At 66.2% G+C, this 15,050-nt stretch carries 10 protein-coding genes; 1 reads left to right on the top strand and 9 read right to left on the bottom strand.

Going from position 1 to position 15,050, the window contains the following annotated elements; all coding sequences use genetic code 11:
* Nucleotide 1: 1 nt before the first annotated feature.
* Genes ABUA37_RS13925 through ABUA37_RS13885 form a run of 9 tightly spaced genes read right to left on the bottom strand, consistent with a single transcriptional unit; the run spans nt 2 to nt 14,006 of the window.
* On the bottom strand, nt 2–1,999 hold the full coding sequence (locus ABUA37_RS13925; protein ID WP_349899813.1) for a glycosyltransferase: 1,998 nt from the start codon (nt 1,997–1,999) through the stop codon (nt 2–4).
* Nucleotides 1,996–2,652: a hypothetical protein gene (locus tag ABUA37_RS13920; RefSeq protein ID WP_349899812.1), complete on the bottom strand. Its 657-nt coding sequence runs from the start codon at nt 2,650–2,652 to the stop codon at nt 1,996–1,998. The genes ABUA37_RS13925 and ABUA37_RS13920 overlap by 4 nt, the downstream gene beginning before the upstream one ends.
* Nucleotides 2,649–3,425 carry a CDP-alcohol phosphatidyltransferase family protein gene (locus ABUA37_RS13915; protein WP_349899811.1) on the bottom strand — a complete coding sequence of 259 codons (777 nt, stop codon included), beginning with the start codon at nt 3,423–3,425 and terminating at the stop codon, nt 2,649–2,651. The genes ABUA37_RS13920 and ABUA37_RS13915 overlap by 4 nt, the downstream gene beginning before the upstream one ends.
* 26 nt (nt 3,426–3,451) lie before the next feature.
* Nucleotides 3,452–4,873, bottom strand: a complete 1,422-nt coding sequence (locus tag ABUA37_RS13910) for a polysaccharide biosynthesis tyrosine autokinase (protein ID WP_349899810.1) — start codon at nt 4,871–4,873, stop codon at nt 3,452–3,454.
* On the bottom strand, nt 4,854–6,203 hold the full coding sequence (locus ABUA37_RS13905; RefSeq protein WP_349899809.1) for a hypothetical protein: 1,350 nt from the start codon (nt 6,201–6,203) through the stop codon (nt 4,854–4,856). The genes ABUA37_RS13910 and ABUA37_RS13905 overlap by 20 nt, the downstream gene beginning before the upstream one ends.
* Entirely contained in the window at nt 6,200–7,285 is a 1,086-nt protein-coding gene (locus ABUA37_RS13900; protein WP_349899808.1) for a glycosyltransferase family 4 protein, read from the bottom strand. Before ABUA37_RS13900 ends, ABUA37_RS13905 begins: the two co-directional genes overlap by 4 nt.
* Nucleotides 7,286–7,318: 33 nt before the next feature.
* The gene (locus tag ABUA37_RS13895) at nt 7,319–11,245 is read right to left on the bottom strand and encodes a LamG-like jellyroll fold domain-containing protein (protein ID WP_349899807.1); all 3,927 of its coding nucleotides are present in this window, start codon (nt 11,243–11,245) and stop codon (nt 7,319–7,321) included.
* Nucleotides 11,242–12,465: a DUF1972 domain-containing protein gene (locus tag ABUA37_RS13890; RefSeq protein ID WP_349899806.1), complete on the bottom strand. Its 1,224-nt coding sequence runs from the start codon at nt 12,463–12,465 to the stop codon at nt 11,242–11,244. The genes ABUA37_RS13895 and ABUA37_RS13890 overlap by 4 nt, the downstream gene beginning before the upstream one ends.
* Nucleotides 12,466–12,467: 2 nt before the next feature.
* Nucleotides 12,468–14,006: a sugar transferase gene (locus ABUA37_RS13885; protein WP_349899805.1), complete on the bottom strand. Its 1,539-nt coding sequence runs from the start codon at nt 14,004–14,006 to the stop codon at nt 12,468–12,470.
* Between the two features lie 303 nt (nt 14,007–14,309).
* On the opposite strand from ABUA37_RS13885, the gene ABUA37_RS13880 reads away from it, so the two are divergent.
* On the top strand, nt 14,310–15,020 hold the full coding sequence (locus ABUA37_RS13880; protein ID WP_349899804.1) for a lysophospholipid acyltransferase family protein: 711 nt from the start codon (nt 14,310–14,312) through the stop codon (nt 15,018–15,020).
* The last annotated feature ends 30 nt before the right edge of the window (nt 15,021–15,050 follow it).

Raw genomic sequence — 15,050 nt, 5'->3', positions numbered from 1 at the left:
GTCACTTCCTGTTTCGCAGGGCGAGGAGAGCGGTGCGGTAGGCGGAGACGTGTGCTTCGGCGCTCGAGCTCCAGTCCCGCGCACCCAGCCGCGGTGGCTCGGATGCCGGGGTCGCCCGCACCCGTTCGAGTGTGCGCACGATGTCCTCGCCGCTCAGCGAACCCTGGAAGGTGAAGACCCAGCCGTCCCCGACCTCGCCCGCGAGCATCCGATTCGTCGCGTTATCGGGAACCAGCACGGGTCGATCGAGCGAGAGGGCGGTGATCGCGGCGGCGGAGTTGTGCATGAACCGGTAGGGCAGCACGACCAATTCAGAGCCGGTGACGATCTCGACCAGTTGGTCGTCGCTGATGAAACCGAGGTCGAGCCGCACTCGCGCGTCGCGAGCGGCCAGCTCGCGCACCGATTCTGCGAGTTCGGCCGTGGACGGGTATCCGGCGATGCGCAGGGTCAGCCCGGTGAGCCGTGGCTCGGTCTGCCGGAACGCGTTGAGGAGACTATCGACTCCCTTGTATCCGCGGATGCGACCGACGTAGCCGAGCTGGCCGCGCGTCGCCACCATGCGGGTGCGCTCGGCAAACCAGTCCCGATAGTGTCCGTGCGCGATGGTGGCGAGGGGGCGCCCGTCCGGAATCGGCGTGTCGGCCGTCAGGCGGATGAACAGGGCGGTCTGGCGATCAAACCAGCGCAGGATGGCACGCTGCACCGGCGACAGACCGCCGGGCAGGCCGAGGTTGTGCATGGTGCGCACGATCGGAATGCCCTTGGCCCTCAGCCTGACGAGCAGCGCCACAGTGAGGAGCTGGCGAACGACGCGTTTGAGTGCGCCGTTCCCGTCGACCAGGATCTCCGGCCAGTGCACATGAAAAACGTCGTACCGATCGAAGAGCGCTGTGCGCCAGTCGAAGTGCTTGACGGTCATGCCGGGGAGTTCGCCCAGGTGCCGAGCCAGCAGATGGGTGTACGGATTCACCGATGTCGGCCGCGGTGCCGGAAAGCTCTGCAACACCGTGAGCGGGGCGGTTCCCGTGGTCGAACTCGCGGCTTGACGTGCGGCGGCGGTGCCAGCGCGCAGACCGGCGATCGCGGCCATCACGGGTCGCAGCGAGTGAACAATCTGCCTGCGTCCACCCTGAAGCAGCACGCCCTGCGCATGAGGCAGGGCGCTTCGGCGCCAGGCGCGCACGCCGTCGTCGTCGAGGTGGCGGGCCGCGAAGATCATGCGATTGCGGATGTTGTAGCGATAGTAGGTCGCGGACTTCGGCCCGCCGGACCCCTCGTGCCCCGCACCCTGCGTGCCACCCTCCGCGTGCACGGCGATCGCATCCGCACACACCCTCAGCGCGCCGCCCGCGGCCAGCACGCGGTGTGAGAGATCGACGTCCTCCCAGTAGAGGAAGTAGCTCTCATCGAAGCCGCCGACACGGTCCCACAATTCCTCGGTGACGAGCAGGCAGGCCCCACTCAGCCAAGGTTCGCGGGGTCTGCCCGGGTTCGCTGCTCGACGAGCGGTGGACCGGATCCTGCCGTCATCGAGGTAGAGGTCGGCGCCCTCGAACCAGGTGCTGCCATCGGGCCGCACGATCTTCGGCGAGACCATCGTGAACGGCTGCGCGTCGCTCGCCCGCAGCAGCGTCGCCAGGTTGTCTCGAGTGATCGAGGCGTCGGGGTTCAGCAGGAGGAAGGTTCTGGCACCGTCCCGGCGCGCGCGTTTCACACCGAGATTCATGCCGGCTCCGAAACCGGTGTTCCAGTGGGGAAGCTCGGTGCTCCACGACTCGCGTTCTGCGAGCGCAACCACTCGCTCGCGTTCGGCCGCGTCGCTGAAGTTGTCGACGACGACCACCGTTGCTTCGGGCACGGAGCGCGACAGGGCCACCAGGTTCTGTTGCAGTAGTGCTGACGAACCGTAGTTCACCACGACAATGCCGAGTGCAGCGAACCCGGGCGACTCGTGTCGGGTTTCACCGCGGAGCCCGACATCGCTCAGCGTGGTCATTGTTCGAGAACCACGAGGGGAGCACCTGGCGACACGTTTACGGTGATGACGAGACCCGCGGTCTTCGCGTGCGGGGTGCTGAAGACGTAGCTGCCGTGAGCGCTCGCTCCGGGCGCGAGCGAACCCGTGAACGGTGTGACGGTGCCGCTCGATTCGACCGGTGGCGCGGGCGTGCGCTTGGCACCGATGTACGCGTTGACGGTCACGGCGTCGAGCGAGACCGCACTGGACGAGGTGTTTCGCAGTTCCACCTCGACCCGGACGGCCGATCCACTGACCTCGCCCACACCCTTCGCGGTCGAGGTCGTCGCAGTGGTCGCCACGAGTTTCGCGAGCACCCCGTTGCCGAAATCGGCTTCGTCGCCATGGGCAACCGTTGCGGCCACTGGTTCACCGAACGCCGGATCCACGCCGGGCTTCTTCGCGTCCGGAGCGCTTGCGCCGCGCTCCTTGGCGCCGGCCGAGGGCGTTGCCGCGTCGACGGATGCGCTGCGCGAAGTTTCCTTGCCCGGTCCGGTCTTCGGCGCGGACGTGGCCAGCGCCGCCGAACCGAGCACGAGCACCGCGACGATGCCACCAGCCAGCCACCAGCTGCCGCGACGCCGGAACCAGGGCGGGCGGGTAACGGCATCCGGGTTCGTCTCGACGCTCATGGCAGCACCGTCTCGCTCGAACTCTGGCCGTGTGTGAACCCCTGCAATTCGCGGAACCATTTCACGGAGGAGAGTAGGAGGAATCCCGCGCTCGCAAGGAAGATCAGGCTGTACACGGTGGTGAACACCGGCACCCAGCCGAGCAGCAGGAAGCAGGCGCAGAGCACGCCGTAGTCCATGGGGGCTACGAGCAGCGCTCGCACCCATGACGGTGCACCGGGTCGGTCAACCGCCAGCGACCTGGTCCCGTGTTGCCGCCGCAACTGCTCGGTCAGGATCATGCTGAAGAACAGCACGGCAGAGACCACGGCGAACCCGAGGGGCACGAGCAGCCACCACGCCGGAACAGCCTCGAAGCGCGCGAAACCGATGGCGAGCGCGAGCGGCATGGTCGACGCCTTGAGCGCATCCACCATGTGATCCAGCCACTCCCCGGCGGAACTGCTGCTGCCCTGCAGACGCGACACCTGGCCGTCCGCGGAGTCGAAGGCGTAGCCGATGAGCAGCCCGGATGCGATGACGAGCCCGAGCCACCAACTCGGCGGGAAGATCACCAGGAGCGCGATCGAAGCGAATGTGAACGCGGCGCTGATGCCCGTGACCGCATTGGGCCCGAGTCCCGCGCGGTAAGCCCACGCGGCCAGGTAGCGGCCGATCCGACGGTTCACATAGCGCGAGTATGCGGGCGCGCTCCTGGCGGCCGGCTTCTGGGCGGCGGCCAGGCGGTGCACGATCGCCGAGTACGACTCTCGAGGGCGAGGCTGTGGACTCAACCCGATGCTGTGGTTCTGTTCCCCGTTCAATTCTGCACCGACTCTCCGAGGGCGGTCACGGGTTCCGCATTCAGCGTGAAGGCGCCGAGGCGCGCGCCACGGCGGCTGCGCTGTCGTCTCGGCAGCGGCATCCGGTTGAGCGCGATGCCCAGAATGGTCACCCCACTGCGTTCGAGCGCGGCCAGGGTGCGCAGCAGTTGCGGCATGCGCACCGATCCACGCCCGGCGACGACCACGGCGCCGTCGGCGAGTCCGCCGACAATCGCGGCGTCGATGCCGGTATCGAGCGACGGTGCGTCGATGATGACCGCGTCGTAACTGCGCTTCAGCTGCGAGATGACCGTGGTCATGCGTGGTGATGTCAGGGCAGTCGACGGATTGTCGCTCGCCTCACCCGCCGTGAGCACGTCCACATTCTGGAACGAGGAGGGTCGAACGGCATCGGTGATCTCCGAGGTGCCGGCGAGGATGCCCGTAAGCCCCGTGGACGGTGCGAGCCCGAACACGTCGGCCAGCCGCGGATGCCGCAGGTCGGCCTCCACGACGACGGCACGCCGTCCAGTCTCCCCGATCGCCAGTGCGAGGTTGCACGCAACCGTGGACTTGCCCTCGCCCTCGAGGGAGGACGTGACCACGATGACAGGCTTCTTCGCTGCCTTGTCGGCCAATGCGATGCGAAGACTTCGATACCGTTCTGCTTCCGTCGAGAGGGGATCGCGACCCAGTGTGAGCCCGACGGCGCCGGCGGGTTCACGAGCCAGCTCACCGAGCACGGGCAACCGGGTGGTCCTGTCAATGTCGGATTCTGAACGCACTGTGCTGTCAAACAACCGGATGAGCGCGAGGACGAGAGCGGCAAGAAGCAGCCCGATGAGGAAGCCCGCGGCCGTGTTGACCGCCGTGTTGGGTGAGGATGGGGAGGTGGGTATGGTTGCCGGCTGGATGGTGCGCACCGTCACCGAAATCGCGTTCTTCGCGGTCTTGGGTGCGAGGTTGGCGACCTCGTTACTCAGACTGTCACCGACGGCGTTGGCGATTCTGGTCGCCTGACGTGCGCTGACGTCGGAGGCTGTGATCTGCAGCACGACCGTGTTCTCGGCAGCGGTGACGTCAATGGCGCGCGCAAGCTCGACGGGCGTGGAGTCAAGGTGCAACTCGTCCACGACCGGCGCTAGGACCGCCGAGGATTTTGCCAGGGCTGCGAAGGACAGCATCTGGCCCTGGGTGTATTCCGAACCCTGATTCAGGTCGTTGCCTGAGGCCCCGGAACTCAACGAGAAATAGAGACTTGAACGCGACTGGTAAACCGGGGTCGCGACGCGCGATGCGCCCCAGCCTGCCAGCCCGCCGAGGACCGCGGCAACGAGCAGGATCGGCCAGTAGCGCACGAACGTTGTGAGGTACGGATGGTGATACGCCGCGACCTCTCTATCTTGAAGCTGAGTCATATCGGGGCCTCATCTTTCGAATGGACAGACTCGCGGGATCGAGCCTGCGTGGCGCGAACCGGTTCGGGGCCGGTTCGTACTGTTCTTCAGCCCGCGCGAGCTGACTGGCCGTCGCGAGGCCGGCGAGCATCCAGAGCAGCGTTGAGTACTGAGTGATCAGGGCAACCGTCGCGAGCGACGGGATCTGTGCGACGACGGCTATCGTTGCCGCGCTTGCGCGACCGCTCACCACGAGCACGAGTGCGACCACGAGCGCGACCACCACGAGGAGCAGCGGCAGCACCCCTTCCGTCACGCCGGTGAGGATGAGCTGGCTGTCGATGGACTGGAAGTTGTCGAAGTACAGTTCTCCGGCGGCAGTGCGATGGGCGAGATCGGAGACACCCATAAGGTTCATGTGCTGCAGAAGCGAGAGCAGATCGCCGCGATAGGCCGCGCTGCCACTGGCCTCCGAGCCCGCCTCGGTGAAAACGGAGATCACGATCGGGAGCATGGCGGTGGTCAGCACGACGGTGATACCGCCGAGCACGGCTCTGGTACCCGTGCCGATTGCACCGCGCAGGAACAGCACGCACAGCACGAGGCCGAGTACGGCGGCAATGATTCCCGCACGGCTGAAGGTGAAAACCGTGGCGACGAGCATGAGGCCGGCCATGGTCGCGCGGACGGGGAAGCGGAAGCGGGAGGCGAGCGTGAGCGGAATGGCCATGGCGAGGCTTGAGCCGAGTGCAATGGAATGCCCGAACGCTCCCTCGGCCCGCACGATTCCTCCCCTCGTTTGGAGAGGACTCCAGAGCGTGTACAGCGAGTTGCTCGCCCGCAGCTGCACGAACGGATTGAAGCCAGTGACGAACTCGAGAATCACGGCGAACGCGACGACGCTGAACACCACCGCCACGGCACCGTACGCCCACATCACCCCGACGCTGGCCGGCGCTAGTCGCCCCAGCAGGTACCCGCCGGTGAAATAGACGACTGCGGTGGCGAAGAACGCGACCGCTACCGCGGAATTGCCCGTGAAGAACGACGAGGTCGCCGAGACCACGAGCAGTAGTAGGGCGACACCGTCCATGATGCTCAGGCGGATGCGGTGCCTCGGCAACAGGGCGAGCACGGCGACCACGACGACGGCGGAGGACATCGGCACGTAGAAATTGCCGTTCGGCGAGATTCCGAACCCGAACCACACCGGCACGAAACACAGCGCGACCAATGCCATGCCGAACGCGAGCCTCGGTGAACGGCGCAGCACGAGCAGCAGGACCGCGGCGGCGACGATCCCGAGCGCGACCATGAAGGTGCGATCGACTACCGCGCCGCTCAGATTCATGCCGCCACCGCCAGCGGGGTGAGCGCACCGCGCATGTCGCAGACAATGGTGCGCCAGTCGTGCCTTGCCGACAATTGCTCGACTGCGCCAGCGGGCACTCGTGGATAGCCGGTGCCACGCAGCGCGTCGGAGATCGCGGCGGTCACCGCGCGGGGGTCGGTGGGGTCCACGTAGCGTGCCATCCGGCCGAGGCTCTCGTGGAACACCGCGAGATCGCTGACGAGCACCCTTGCGCCGAAGTACGCGGCTTCGACGGGCGGCATCCCGAAGCCCTCACCGAGGGAGAGGAAGAGGAACAGCTTCGTGTTGCGGTACAGCCAGCGCAGCCGTGCTTCTGACACGAAACCCGTGAAGACGACGGCACCGGATTCGATGGCATTCTGCACCCGCACATCGAGAGTGTCCGCCTTGCCGTCGGCGGAGCCTGCGACAACCAGGGGGAGCTTCGCGTCCACTCGCCCCGTGCCGAGGGCCGAGAGGATGGTGCGGTCGAGGTTCTTGCGCACGTTGAGCCGACCGACGGCGAGCAGGTATTCACCGGGTACGAGTCGCGGGTCAGGATCCTCCTCGATGGTGGGATCAATGAGCTCCGAACTGAGCCCGAGTCCCACGGGAATGACCTGCTTCGCGTGGGAGTGACTGCGGATGCGCGCGGACTCCGAATTGCTCGAGGTGAAGACGACGTCGGCGTGGGACGCCAGACGGGGCATGAGCGAGAAGTAGGTTCGCTCGAGTGGCGTGAACCACTCGGGGTTGGTCGTGAAGAGAACGTCGTGAAGGTAGACGGCGCTCGTCGCGTTCGGTACTTTGGCCGCGAAGTTGTGGGTGACCACGACATCCGCGTTCCACCGCCGTGCGGCGTGAGCGACGGCTCTCGTCGCGAGCAGCGCCTGCGGCCAGAGTGTGCTTTCGCACACCCCGATCCCCGCCGGCACGTCTGACACGTCGTGCTGCTTTCGCGTCACGAGCATCAGGTCGTCTTCGGGAAAGCGGTCATGCCAGGCGAAGACGATCTCGCGCAGCACGTGGCGGAGCGACGGTGGACCGCCGCCCCACCAGAACGCGTCGAAGACGACTCTCATGGTCCATTCCTTCCGAGCTGTTGATCGTCACCGCTACTGCGGCGGCATGACGACGAAGTCGTCGAACCTGGCGACGATCGGCGCGGTTGCGCTGCCGGAGAGGTATGCCTGGAGGGCTAGTGAACCCGGGCCCTGGAGCGCTGACGTCGAGTCGGTGACGCTGGAGAGCCATCCGCTGGGTTCCGCCTGGGCGGCGCTCCAGATCTTCGCCCGGATCGTCGTCGGCGACGAACCGATGACCTGCGCGCGCAACTTCAGGGCGGTGCCCGCGGTGTAGGTCAGGCCGCTCACCTGTGCGGAGGAGAGAACGGTGCCGCCCTGTTTGAGCACCAGGTACACCGTGCCGTTCGAACGGATCCAGGCGTCGGCTGCGTAGTTCGCCGTGCCCGACTGCCTGGCGAACAGGTTCGCGTAGGCGCCGCCACCGGTGGGCACGGAGTCCATGGCGAGCGTGACCGTGGCATCGACATCCCTAGCGCTCACGGAACCGAGAGTCGCAGTCCTCGTCGACCCCGCCTGCAGCGACACCTGGCCGGTGCCACCGCCGACCTGCAGGCTCGCGGCGTTGCCCGTAATCGTCCAGGCGCCGCCGGTGTCGGCCGAGCCCCATCCGGATGCCACGGTCCGCGCGAAGGCGTCCTGCGCCAGGGGCTGAACCACCACCGGTGCGGTCACGGTGACCGGGTGCGAGACAGTCGTGCTTGCGCCCGCATTGTCGGTCACGGTGAGTGTCACGGTGAAGGTGCCACCGGCGGCGTAGCTGTGCGTCGTGGTCGATCCACTTCCCGTGTGCCCATCACCGAAGTCCCAGGCGTAGCCCGAGATGGTGCCGTCCGGGTCGCTCGATGCGGAGGCGTCGAAGGATGCGGTGAGGTCGGAAGAGGAGGAGGAGAACGCCGCCGTCGGGTTCTGGTTCGGCGGTGTTCCCCCCGTTCCCAGTGCAAAGTGCTCAGACACTGTGTCCTGGCTCAAGGCCTGGGAGTACACGGCAACCTCGTCGAGGCGACCGTTGAAGTACGGACTGGACGATCCCCAGGTCGTGTCCCCACCGATTCGCCAGTAGCCCGAGTAGCTCTGGGCCGCGGTCTGCGGGTTGGTGCCCACGAGGGCCCCATCGACGTAGAGCTTGATCCCGTCGCCGGACTGCATCGCTACCGCGTAATGCCACTGCCCGTCGTTGTAGCTGTTCCCGCTCGTGACGGTATTGGTTTGCCCCGTCCAGGTGCCGAACACCAGCTTGCCGTCGTCCTGCATGTAGAGGTGGCGGTCGTAATTGCTCGACAGGCCGGACTGTGCATTGCCGAAGCCGATCAGTTTGCCACCGGATGTCGTGGTGGTCTGGAACCACGTCTCGAGCGAGTAGGTGGTCGGGTTCGTGAACTGCTGGTCACTCGCCACTCCGGCAGAGGTCGCTCCAAACGACGCGGAGGAGTCGGCGAAGCCCGCGATCGCTCCCGGTTCACCCCTGCCTACCGAGCCGTAGTACGTGCCGCTGTTGCCCTGCTGGCCCGAGTCCTTCGCGGAGCTACCCGCGTCATCGAGCCGCCAGTACAGCAGCGGGTCGCTGTTGTAGACGGAGGCCCCATAGGCATCCGAGGGAGCGGGTGGGATCGGCGAGGTGCGGCCCGAGGCCACGAGGTGAGACACCACCTGCTGGCGGCTGAGCACCGAGGGATAGATCGCGACCTGCGCGATGTCTCCCGCGAAGTACTTGCTGGTCGGAGACGACGGCCAACCGCCGATGTTGTCTCCGCCAACACGCCAGTAGCCGCTGTAGGCCTGAGCACTCGTCACGTCGGTGCGAGAGCCCACGATCTTGCCGTCGATGTAGAGCGTCATGCCACCGCTGCCGAGGCTGGCGGCCACCTGGTGCCACTGACCGTCGTTGAAGGATGCGTTGCTATTGACGGTCTGGACAGAGCCCGGGTACACACCGAACCAGATCCGGCCGGAGTTGTCCATGTAGATGTGCCTGTCATAGCTGCTCGACGTGCCGGTAGCCGAGCTACCGAAGCCGAGGATCTTGCCGCCACTGGTGCTCGTGGTGCGGAACCAGGTTTCTGCGGTGAAGGTGTTCGGGCCATCCACGGCCGCTGCCGGCGCCGCGCTGCCGCTGCTGGATCCGTCGAAGGTCGCCGCGGTCTGGGAGGCCACGATGCCATCGGTTCCCAGAGTCACACCCGATCCCAGAGTCAGATCGCTGAAGCCGCTGTGGTCGTAGCCGACGGAGCCCGAGGCCTCGTCGAGCGGCCAGTATGAAGCAGGACTGTCAGCCTCCACGGCATCCGAGTACGCGCCGCCGCTGTCGTTCGAGGCAACGGTGACCGTGGGTCCAAGCCTGCTGATCGAGTTACCGTATGGGTCCGTCACATAGAGCCGGTAGCTGTGGGTGCTGCCGGGCGTGAGCCCCTTGTCGATGTAGCCCATCTGCGGTCGCGTGTAGAAGTTCGACTGCTGATTCGTTTCGAACACGGGAGTGCTCTTTGCACCGTCGCGCACCAGGCTGTAGGTGAGGTTCGCGTTGTCGTAGTCGTAGGTGGCCTCCCAGGAGATGCGCACCTCGCCCTTCTTGAACGACACGATGTTCGGCACGAGCTCGGTGTTGACGATGGGAGCGACCTTGTTCGGCGCGATCGAGGGGAGCGCGAAGCGCACCAGGCCGTTCTGCGGCGTTCCGTTCACGTTGGTGAACTCCCCGCCGTAGACGACGTACTTGTCATTGCCGCTGACGCTCCAGCCAGCCTGCCCCTGCCCCGTGAAGGTGCCCGGGGTCAGCTTCGGGAACCAGTTGAGCAGGGTCGGAGCGGGATTGCCCCTGAAGTCGTAGTAACCGAGTGGATCGCCGCTGAGGGTATGGGTGGCCGCCTTCGAGAAGGCGAGCGCGTAGTGCATGGTCCACGGGTTCGTCTGCGGGAAGCCGCCGATTCCGCCGCAATAGTGGGAGTGGCTCGCGCCGTACACGACGTCGCCGAGCGGGTAAACGGAGTAGGTGTCTCCGTGGCAGTCCTCGACCCACTGCAGCTCGCCGGTCGCGGGGTCGGCCGAGAAGATGCCCTCGAGGTTTCCGCCGTCGCCGAACACATAGCCGGAACCGTAGACGCGGTCGGCCGTGGCGTACAGACTCGTGATCGAGGCGTCGGCGCCAGCGTTGCGCACGAGATTATTGGTGGGCCATGGCATGGCGGCCCCGGTGGAGGCGTCGACCGCGCCGAGGCCCCGGAAGTTCGTGCCGGCGAGACTCGTGAATCGGCCGCCGACGACCAGTTTTGAGCCGTCCTTGGTGAGCGTCATCGCATCGACCACGTCGTTCGTGCTCGCCGTCCACGGCAGCACCGACCCGTCCGCAGCGCTGAGCGCCGCAATGTAGTCGCGTGCGACACCGTTCACCGTCCTGAACGTTCCGCCCAGGTACACGGTGGAATTGGTGACCGAGATGGAACGCCCCTGGCTGCCGAGAATCGGACGGAACGACGGAATGATCTGGCCGGTCGCCGTGCTGAAGGCGGCGGCTCGGTAATAGCCCGCACCGTCGATGGACGTGAAGTCACCGACGACGTAGATGCGCGAGCCATCCGGCGATGCGGTGATGCTGAGCGCCTGCGCGTTAAGGCTCGGTGCGAAGGTCGTGATGAGGTTGCCGGTGGTGATGTCATAGGCGAGGAGGTTGTTGCGGGTCACCGTTCCCGGTCCGCCCGCTGCGACACCCGCTGGCCTCGCCGTCGTGAACTTACCGGCGACGTAGACCGTGTTGCCCACGACCACCTGCGACCATGCGACTCCGTTGATCTGCACGGTGGGCAGCGCATCCGCACTCACCGTCGGAGGACTGGCCGGGTTGGTCGGGTCGACGGGGGCGGTGTCTGCGAACGCCGAGGAGGACGGCACGAACGCGAGCGCCAGCGCAAGGGCGAGTGCTGCTGCGAAGAACCGGGGCAGGCGGGAGAGCATGACGGTGTTCATGAGGTTCTCGAATCGGATCGGTGTGACACTGCGAGGGGCATGGTGCGGTTGGCGTGGCGCGGGGGCGCCGGTTTCGACGACAGGTTGCGGATGCTGTAGCCCGCCGCGAGACGGATCGCGAGTGCTTCGTAGCCGGCGGCGACCGCATCCCAGTCGTAGTTAAGTTCCGCCCGCCGCTGAAGGCGCTGTCCCAGAATCTGGGACTGCGAGGCATGGTGCTCCGACTCGTCGATAAGCTCACGAAGGCTTTCGGGTGTAGTGAAATACCGCCCGTCCACCCCGAGAACTTCCCGATTAAAATCGACGTCGTACGCGAGTACCGAAGTGCCGCCTCCCATTGCGCGCAACAGCGACGGGTTCGTTCCCCCTACCGAATGCCCATGGACATAGGTAAGGGAGTTGGCGTACAGCTGGTCAAGCTGCGGTTGATCCCAGAGACCCCCGAGCAAGCGCACTCGAGGATCGGTCTCCGCCATGGCGGAGATCTTCGCCGTGTAGTCCCCCGAGTAGTGTGCGCTTCCCACCACGACGAGGGGGAAGTGGGCATCGCTGCGCAGGTAGCCCTCCACGATCTGCGCGACGTGATTTTCCGGCTCGAACCGAGCCACCACGAGGTGGTACTCCCGCGGTCGGAGGTCGAGTTCCGCCAGGCGATCCGATGGAGCATTCCGCAGGATGCGAGTGCCGTAGGTGAGCAGCTCGGTCTCCACGAGGAACTTGCGGGCGTAGTAGTCGGCGATGCCCTGTGCGTCGGCAATGAGCGCATCCGCCGTGCGCACGGCGCGTCTCTCGGCACCGAGGTAGTAGCGTCTGCCCGCCCCGCTCCACTTCTCGCGCTTCCACTCGAGGCCGTCGACGTGCACGGCCACCGGGATGCCGAGCGCCCTGAGGAACGGCACGAACGGTGCGTTCGCCGCATTGAACACGAAGGCGAGATCGGGCTTGGCGGAGAAGGCGAGATGCGCAACCGACAGGCCGGTGTGACTCAGCGTCTCCGCCGCCTTGAGGTGGAGGGATGGCAGGTGCACGAGCCGCATGCCCAGGTGCGACGTGGGCTGCTCGCTCCCGGTGCGGCGGCAGTACACCGTCACCCGGTGTCCGCGCTCCACGAGTCGCTGGCCGATCTCCTCGACGGCGGTCTCGAAGCCGCCATATGCGGCAGGGACCCCCCTGGTGCCGAGCATCGCAATGGTGAGGCTTGCCGGGTCGTCCATCCGCATGATCAGTACGCCCCCACCGGCTCGATGAGCACACGGAAGGTGCGCCACATGATGCGAAGGTCACCGATCACCGACCAGTTCTCCACGTAGTAGAGATCGAGGCGGACGCTCTCCTCCCAGCTCAGGTCGGATCGGCCGTTGATCTGCCACATTCCGGTCAGGCCGGGCTTGATGAACAACCGTCTGCGCACGTGATCCTCGTAGCCGGACACCTCGACGGGCAGCGGCGGCCGCGGGCCGACGAGACTCATGTCCCCCATGAGCACGTTCCAGAATTGAGGCAGTTCGTCGAGCGAGTACTTGCGCAGTGTTCGCCCGATGCGTGTGACCCGCGGGTCATCCCTGAGCTTGAAGAGCACGCCGTTTCCGTCGTTCGCACCCGTCATCTCATCCAGCCGTTCTGCGGCGTCCGACACCATCGAACGGAATTTGAACATCCGGAAGCTGCGACCGCCGCGCCCCACTCGCTCCTGTGCGAACAGCACGCTGCCCTCGCTGTCGGCGCGGATCAGGAAGGCGATAGCGATGAACAGGGGCATCAGCAGCACGAGCGCGAGACTGGCGGCCACGATATCCATCGCCCGCTTCAGCAGATGCTTGCCGCCCTCGAACTGCGGGATCTCCACGTGCATAAGCGGAAGGCCGTCCACGGGACGGAAGTGGATGCGGGGACCGGCAATGTTGGCGAGGCTCGTGGCGAGGATGAGCTCGATGGTCTTGCCCTCAAGTTGCCAGGCGAGATCGTGGATGAACGCGCTGCGCCCCGTGGGCTGTCCCACCACCACGACGCCGTCTGCGCCGATGAAGCCGGCGTACTCCGCCACGCGGTTGAGGTCGCGCATCACGCGGATGTCGCTCAGTGGCCCGTCATCGCGATCGGTGTCTGAGTCTTCGATCACGGCACCGATCACGGTGTATGGGCCGCCCGGGTTTGAGCCGATCTGCCGCACCGCGTTCTCGACATCGACACGAGTGCCCACGACGACGACGCGCCAAAGGAAGTGGCCGAGCTCGCGCTGGCGAATGAGCCAGTGACGCCACAGCCAGCGGCTCAGCAGCAGGCAGACGATGCCGAACGGGAAGGAGAGTGCGAAGTACCACCTGGCCGAATCGACCTCCGCGATGAGCAGGATGATGGCGATGGGGCCGAATACCGCTGTGCTGGCGTTGACGACCCTCTTGTACTCGCCAACCCCGCCGCCGATGACCGTCAGGTCTCTCGTGCGGAAGGTCGCGAGGCACACGGTCCAGACGGCGACGATGACGAGCGCAAGGAGCGCGCTGCGCGCGACCGAGCCCGAGGTCTCCATCGAGGCGGCGCGCAGGGAGCCGAGGTGGCCGCAGAAGGCGAGACCCACCGTGACCGACAGGATGAGCGTGTCGGTCAATCGCAGCTTGGCACAGTACGTCTTAGCCCAGGGGAGGCCGGACTGGGGCAAGGCACCCGGGTGGTGACGCGTGAGGAAGCCGTGTTCCAGCATCCGGGATCGCGGCGAGCGCAGGTTGCGAGGGTCGGGTGGGTAAAGCGCCAGATCATTCATCGGTGGTCCTGAAATCGGGTAAGGCAGGACGCTGACGCCGCGAGGGCGTACGACGGGTAAGTCTCCAAAGGAGAACGAGACAATAAAATCGGATTGTCTCGCTGTGAGAGGGCCCTATTTCGAGGGGCCCCGTTCGGGGGATAGACGAGACGTTACGACCAAAGTTCACCAAAAATAAACCCCCCTTTCGGGGGTCATTTTGGTCGAGGCCCTTCCGTCGGGCGCCGTGTGACTGCTATGCACTGGAGGGCGATTCGGCGGTATATTCCGGTGGAGGCATAGCAGCGTGTCTAGGCTGTACGGGTGCTGAAGACTCTTTCTCGGATCTTCCTGGCGCCCCTGGTCCGGCTCATCTGGCGTCCCCGGATACTCGGGCGCGGCAACGTCCCGAAGTCGGGCGCCGTGCTCCTCGCCAGCAACCACCTGTCGTTCATCGACAGCGTCGTCATCACGCTCGTTGCGCCGCGTTCCGTGTCGTTTCTCGCGAAGGCCGAGTACTTCACCGGTCGCGGCTTCCGCGGATGGATCTCCCGCGCATTCTTCACCGGTATCGGCGCAATTCCCGTGGTGCGCGGTGCCGGTAGTGCCGCGCAGGACGCGCTCGACAGCGGCCTCCACGTGCTGCAGCGCGGCGACGCGTTCGCGATCTATCCGGAGGGAACCCGTTCCCTCGACGGCAGGCTGTACCGCGGTCGAACCGGCGTCGCCTGGCTCGCGCTCACCTCAGGCGCGGTCGTGATTCCGGTGGCACTGACGGGAACCCAGGAGCTGCAGCCGGTGGGGGCGAGGCTCCCGCGCATCCGGCCGGTCACGGTGGAGTTCGGTGCGCCGCTCAACCTGAGCGCTCACGGCAGCGCCGATTCGGGCCGCGCGAGGCGCAAGGCAACCGACGAGATCATGGCGGCGATTCAGCGGATGAGCGGGCAGGAGTTCGCGAACTCGTACAACGAGCCGCCTGCCGCGACCTTCGCCGAGCGAGTGCGCCGCGCCTTCGGACGCAACCGCGCGAGCTGACGGAACGCGGGGAGAGGTGCCGGCCCTTCG

Origin of the sequence: Parafrigoribacterium soli (assembly GCF_040227235.1) — a bacterium.
Lineage (GTDB): Bacteria > Actinomycetota > Actinomycetes > Actinomycetales > Microbacteriaceae > Parafrigoribacterium_A > Parafrigoribacterium_A soli.
The sequence above is the reverse complement of the archived record's forward strand: the minus strand, read 5'-3'. Positions and strand labels throughout refer to the sequence as shown.

What these genes read in the sequence shown, in the direction of transcription:
- ABUA37_RS13910 (WP_349899810.1), bottom strand. Translation starts at nt 4,873, where the DNA reads ATGACTCAGCTTCAAGATAGAGAGGTCGCGGCGTATCACCATCCGTAC.
- ABUA37_RS13890 (WP_349899806.1), bottom strand. Translation starts at nt 12,465, where the DNA reads ATGCGGATGGACGACCCGGCAAGCCTCACCATTGCGATGCTCGGCACC.
- ABUA37_RS13895 (WP_349899807.1), bottom strand. Translation starts at nt 11,245, where the DNA reads ATGAACACCGTCATGCTCTCCCGCCTGCCCCGGTTCTTCGCAGCAGCA.
- ABUA37_RS13920 (WP_349899812.1), bottom strand. Translation starts at nt 2,652, where the DNA reads ATGAGCGTCGAGACGAACCCGGATGCCGTTACCCGCCCGCCCTGGTTC.
- ABUA37_RS13905 (WP_349899809.1), bottom strand. Translation starts at nt 6,203, where the DNA reads ATGAATCTGAGCGGCGCGGTAGTCGATCGCACCTTCATGGTCGCGCTC.
- ABUA37_RS13885 (WP_349899805.1), bottom strand. Translation starts at nt 14,006, where the DNA reads ATGAATGATCTGGCGCTTTACCCACCCGACCCTCGCAACCTGCGCTCG.
- ABUA37_RS13925 (WP_349899813.1), bottom strand. Translation starts at nt 1,999, where the DNA reads ATGACCACGCTGAGCGATGTCGGGCTCCGCGGTGAAACCCGACACGAG.
- ABUA37_RS13900 (WP_349899808.1), bottom strand. Translation starts at nt 7,285, where the DNA reads ATGAGAGTCGTCTTCGACGCGTTCTGGTGGGGCGGCGGTCCACCGTCG.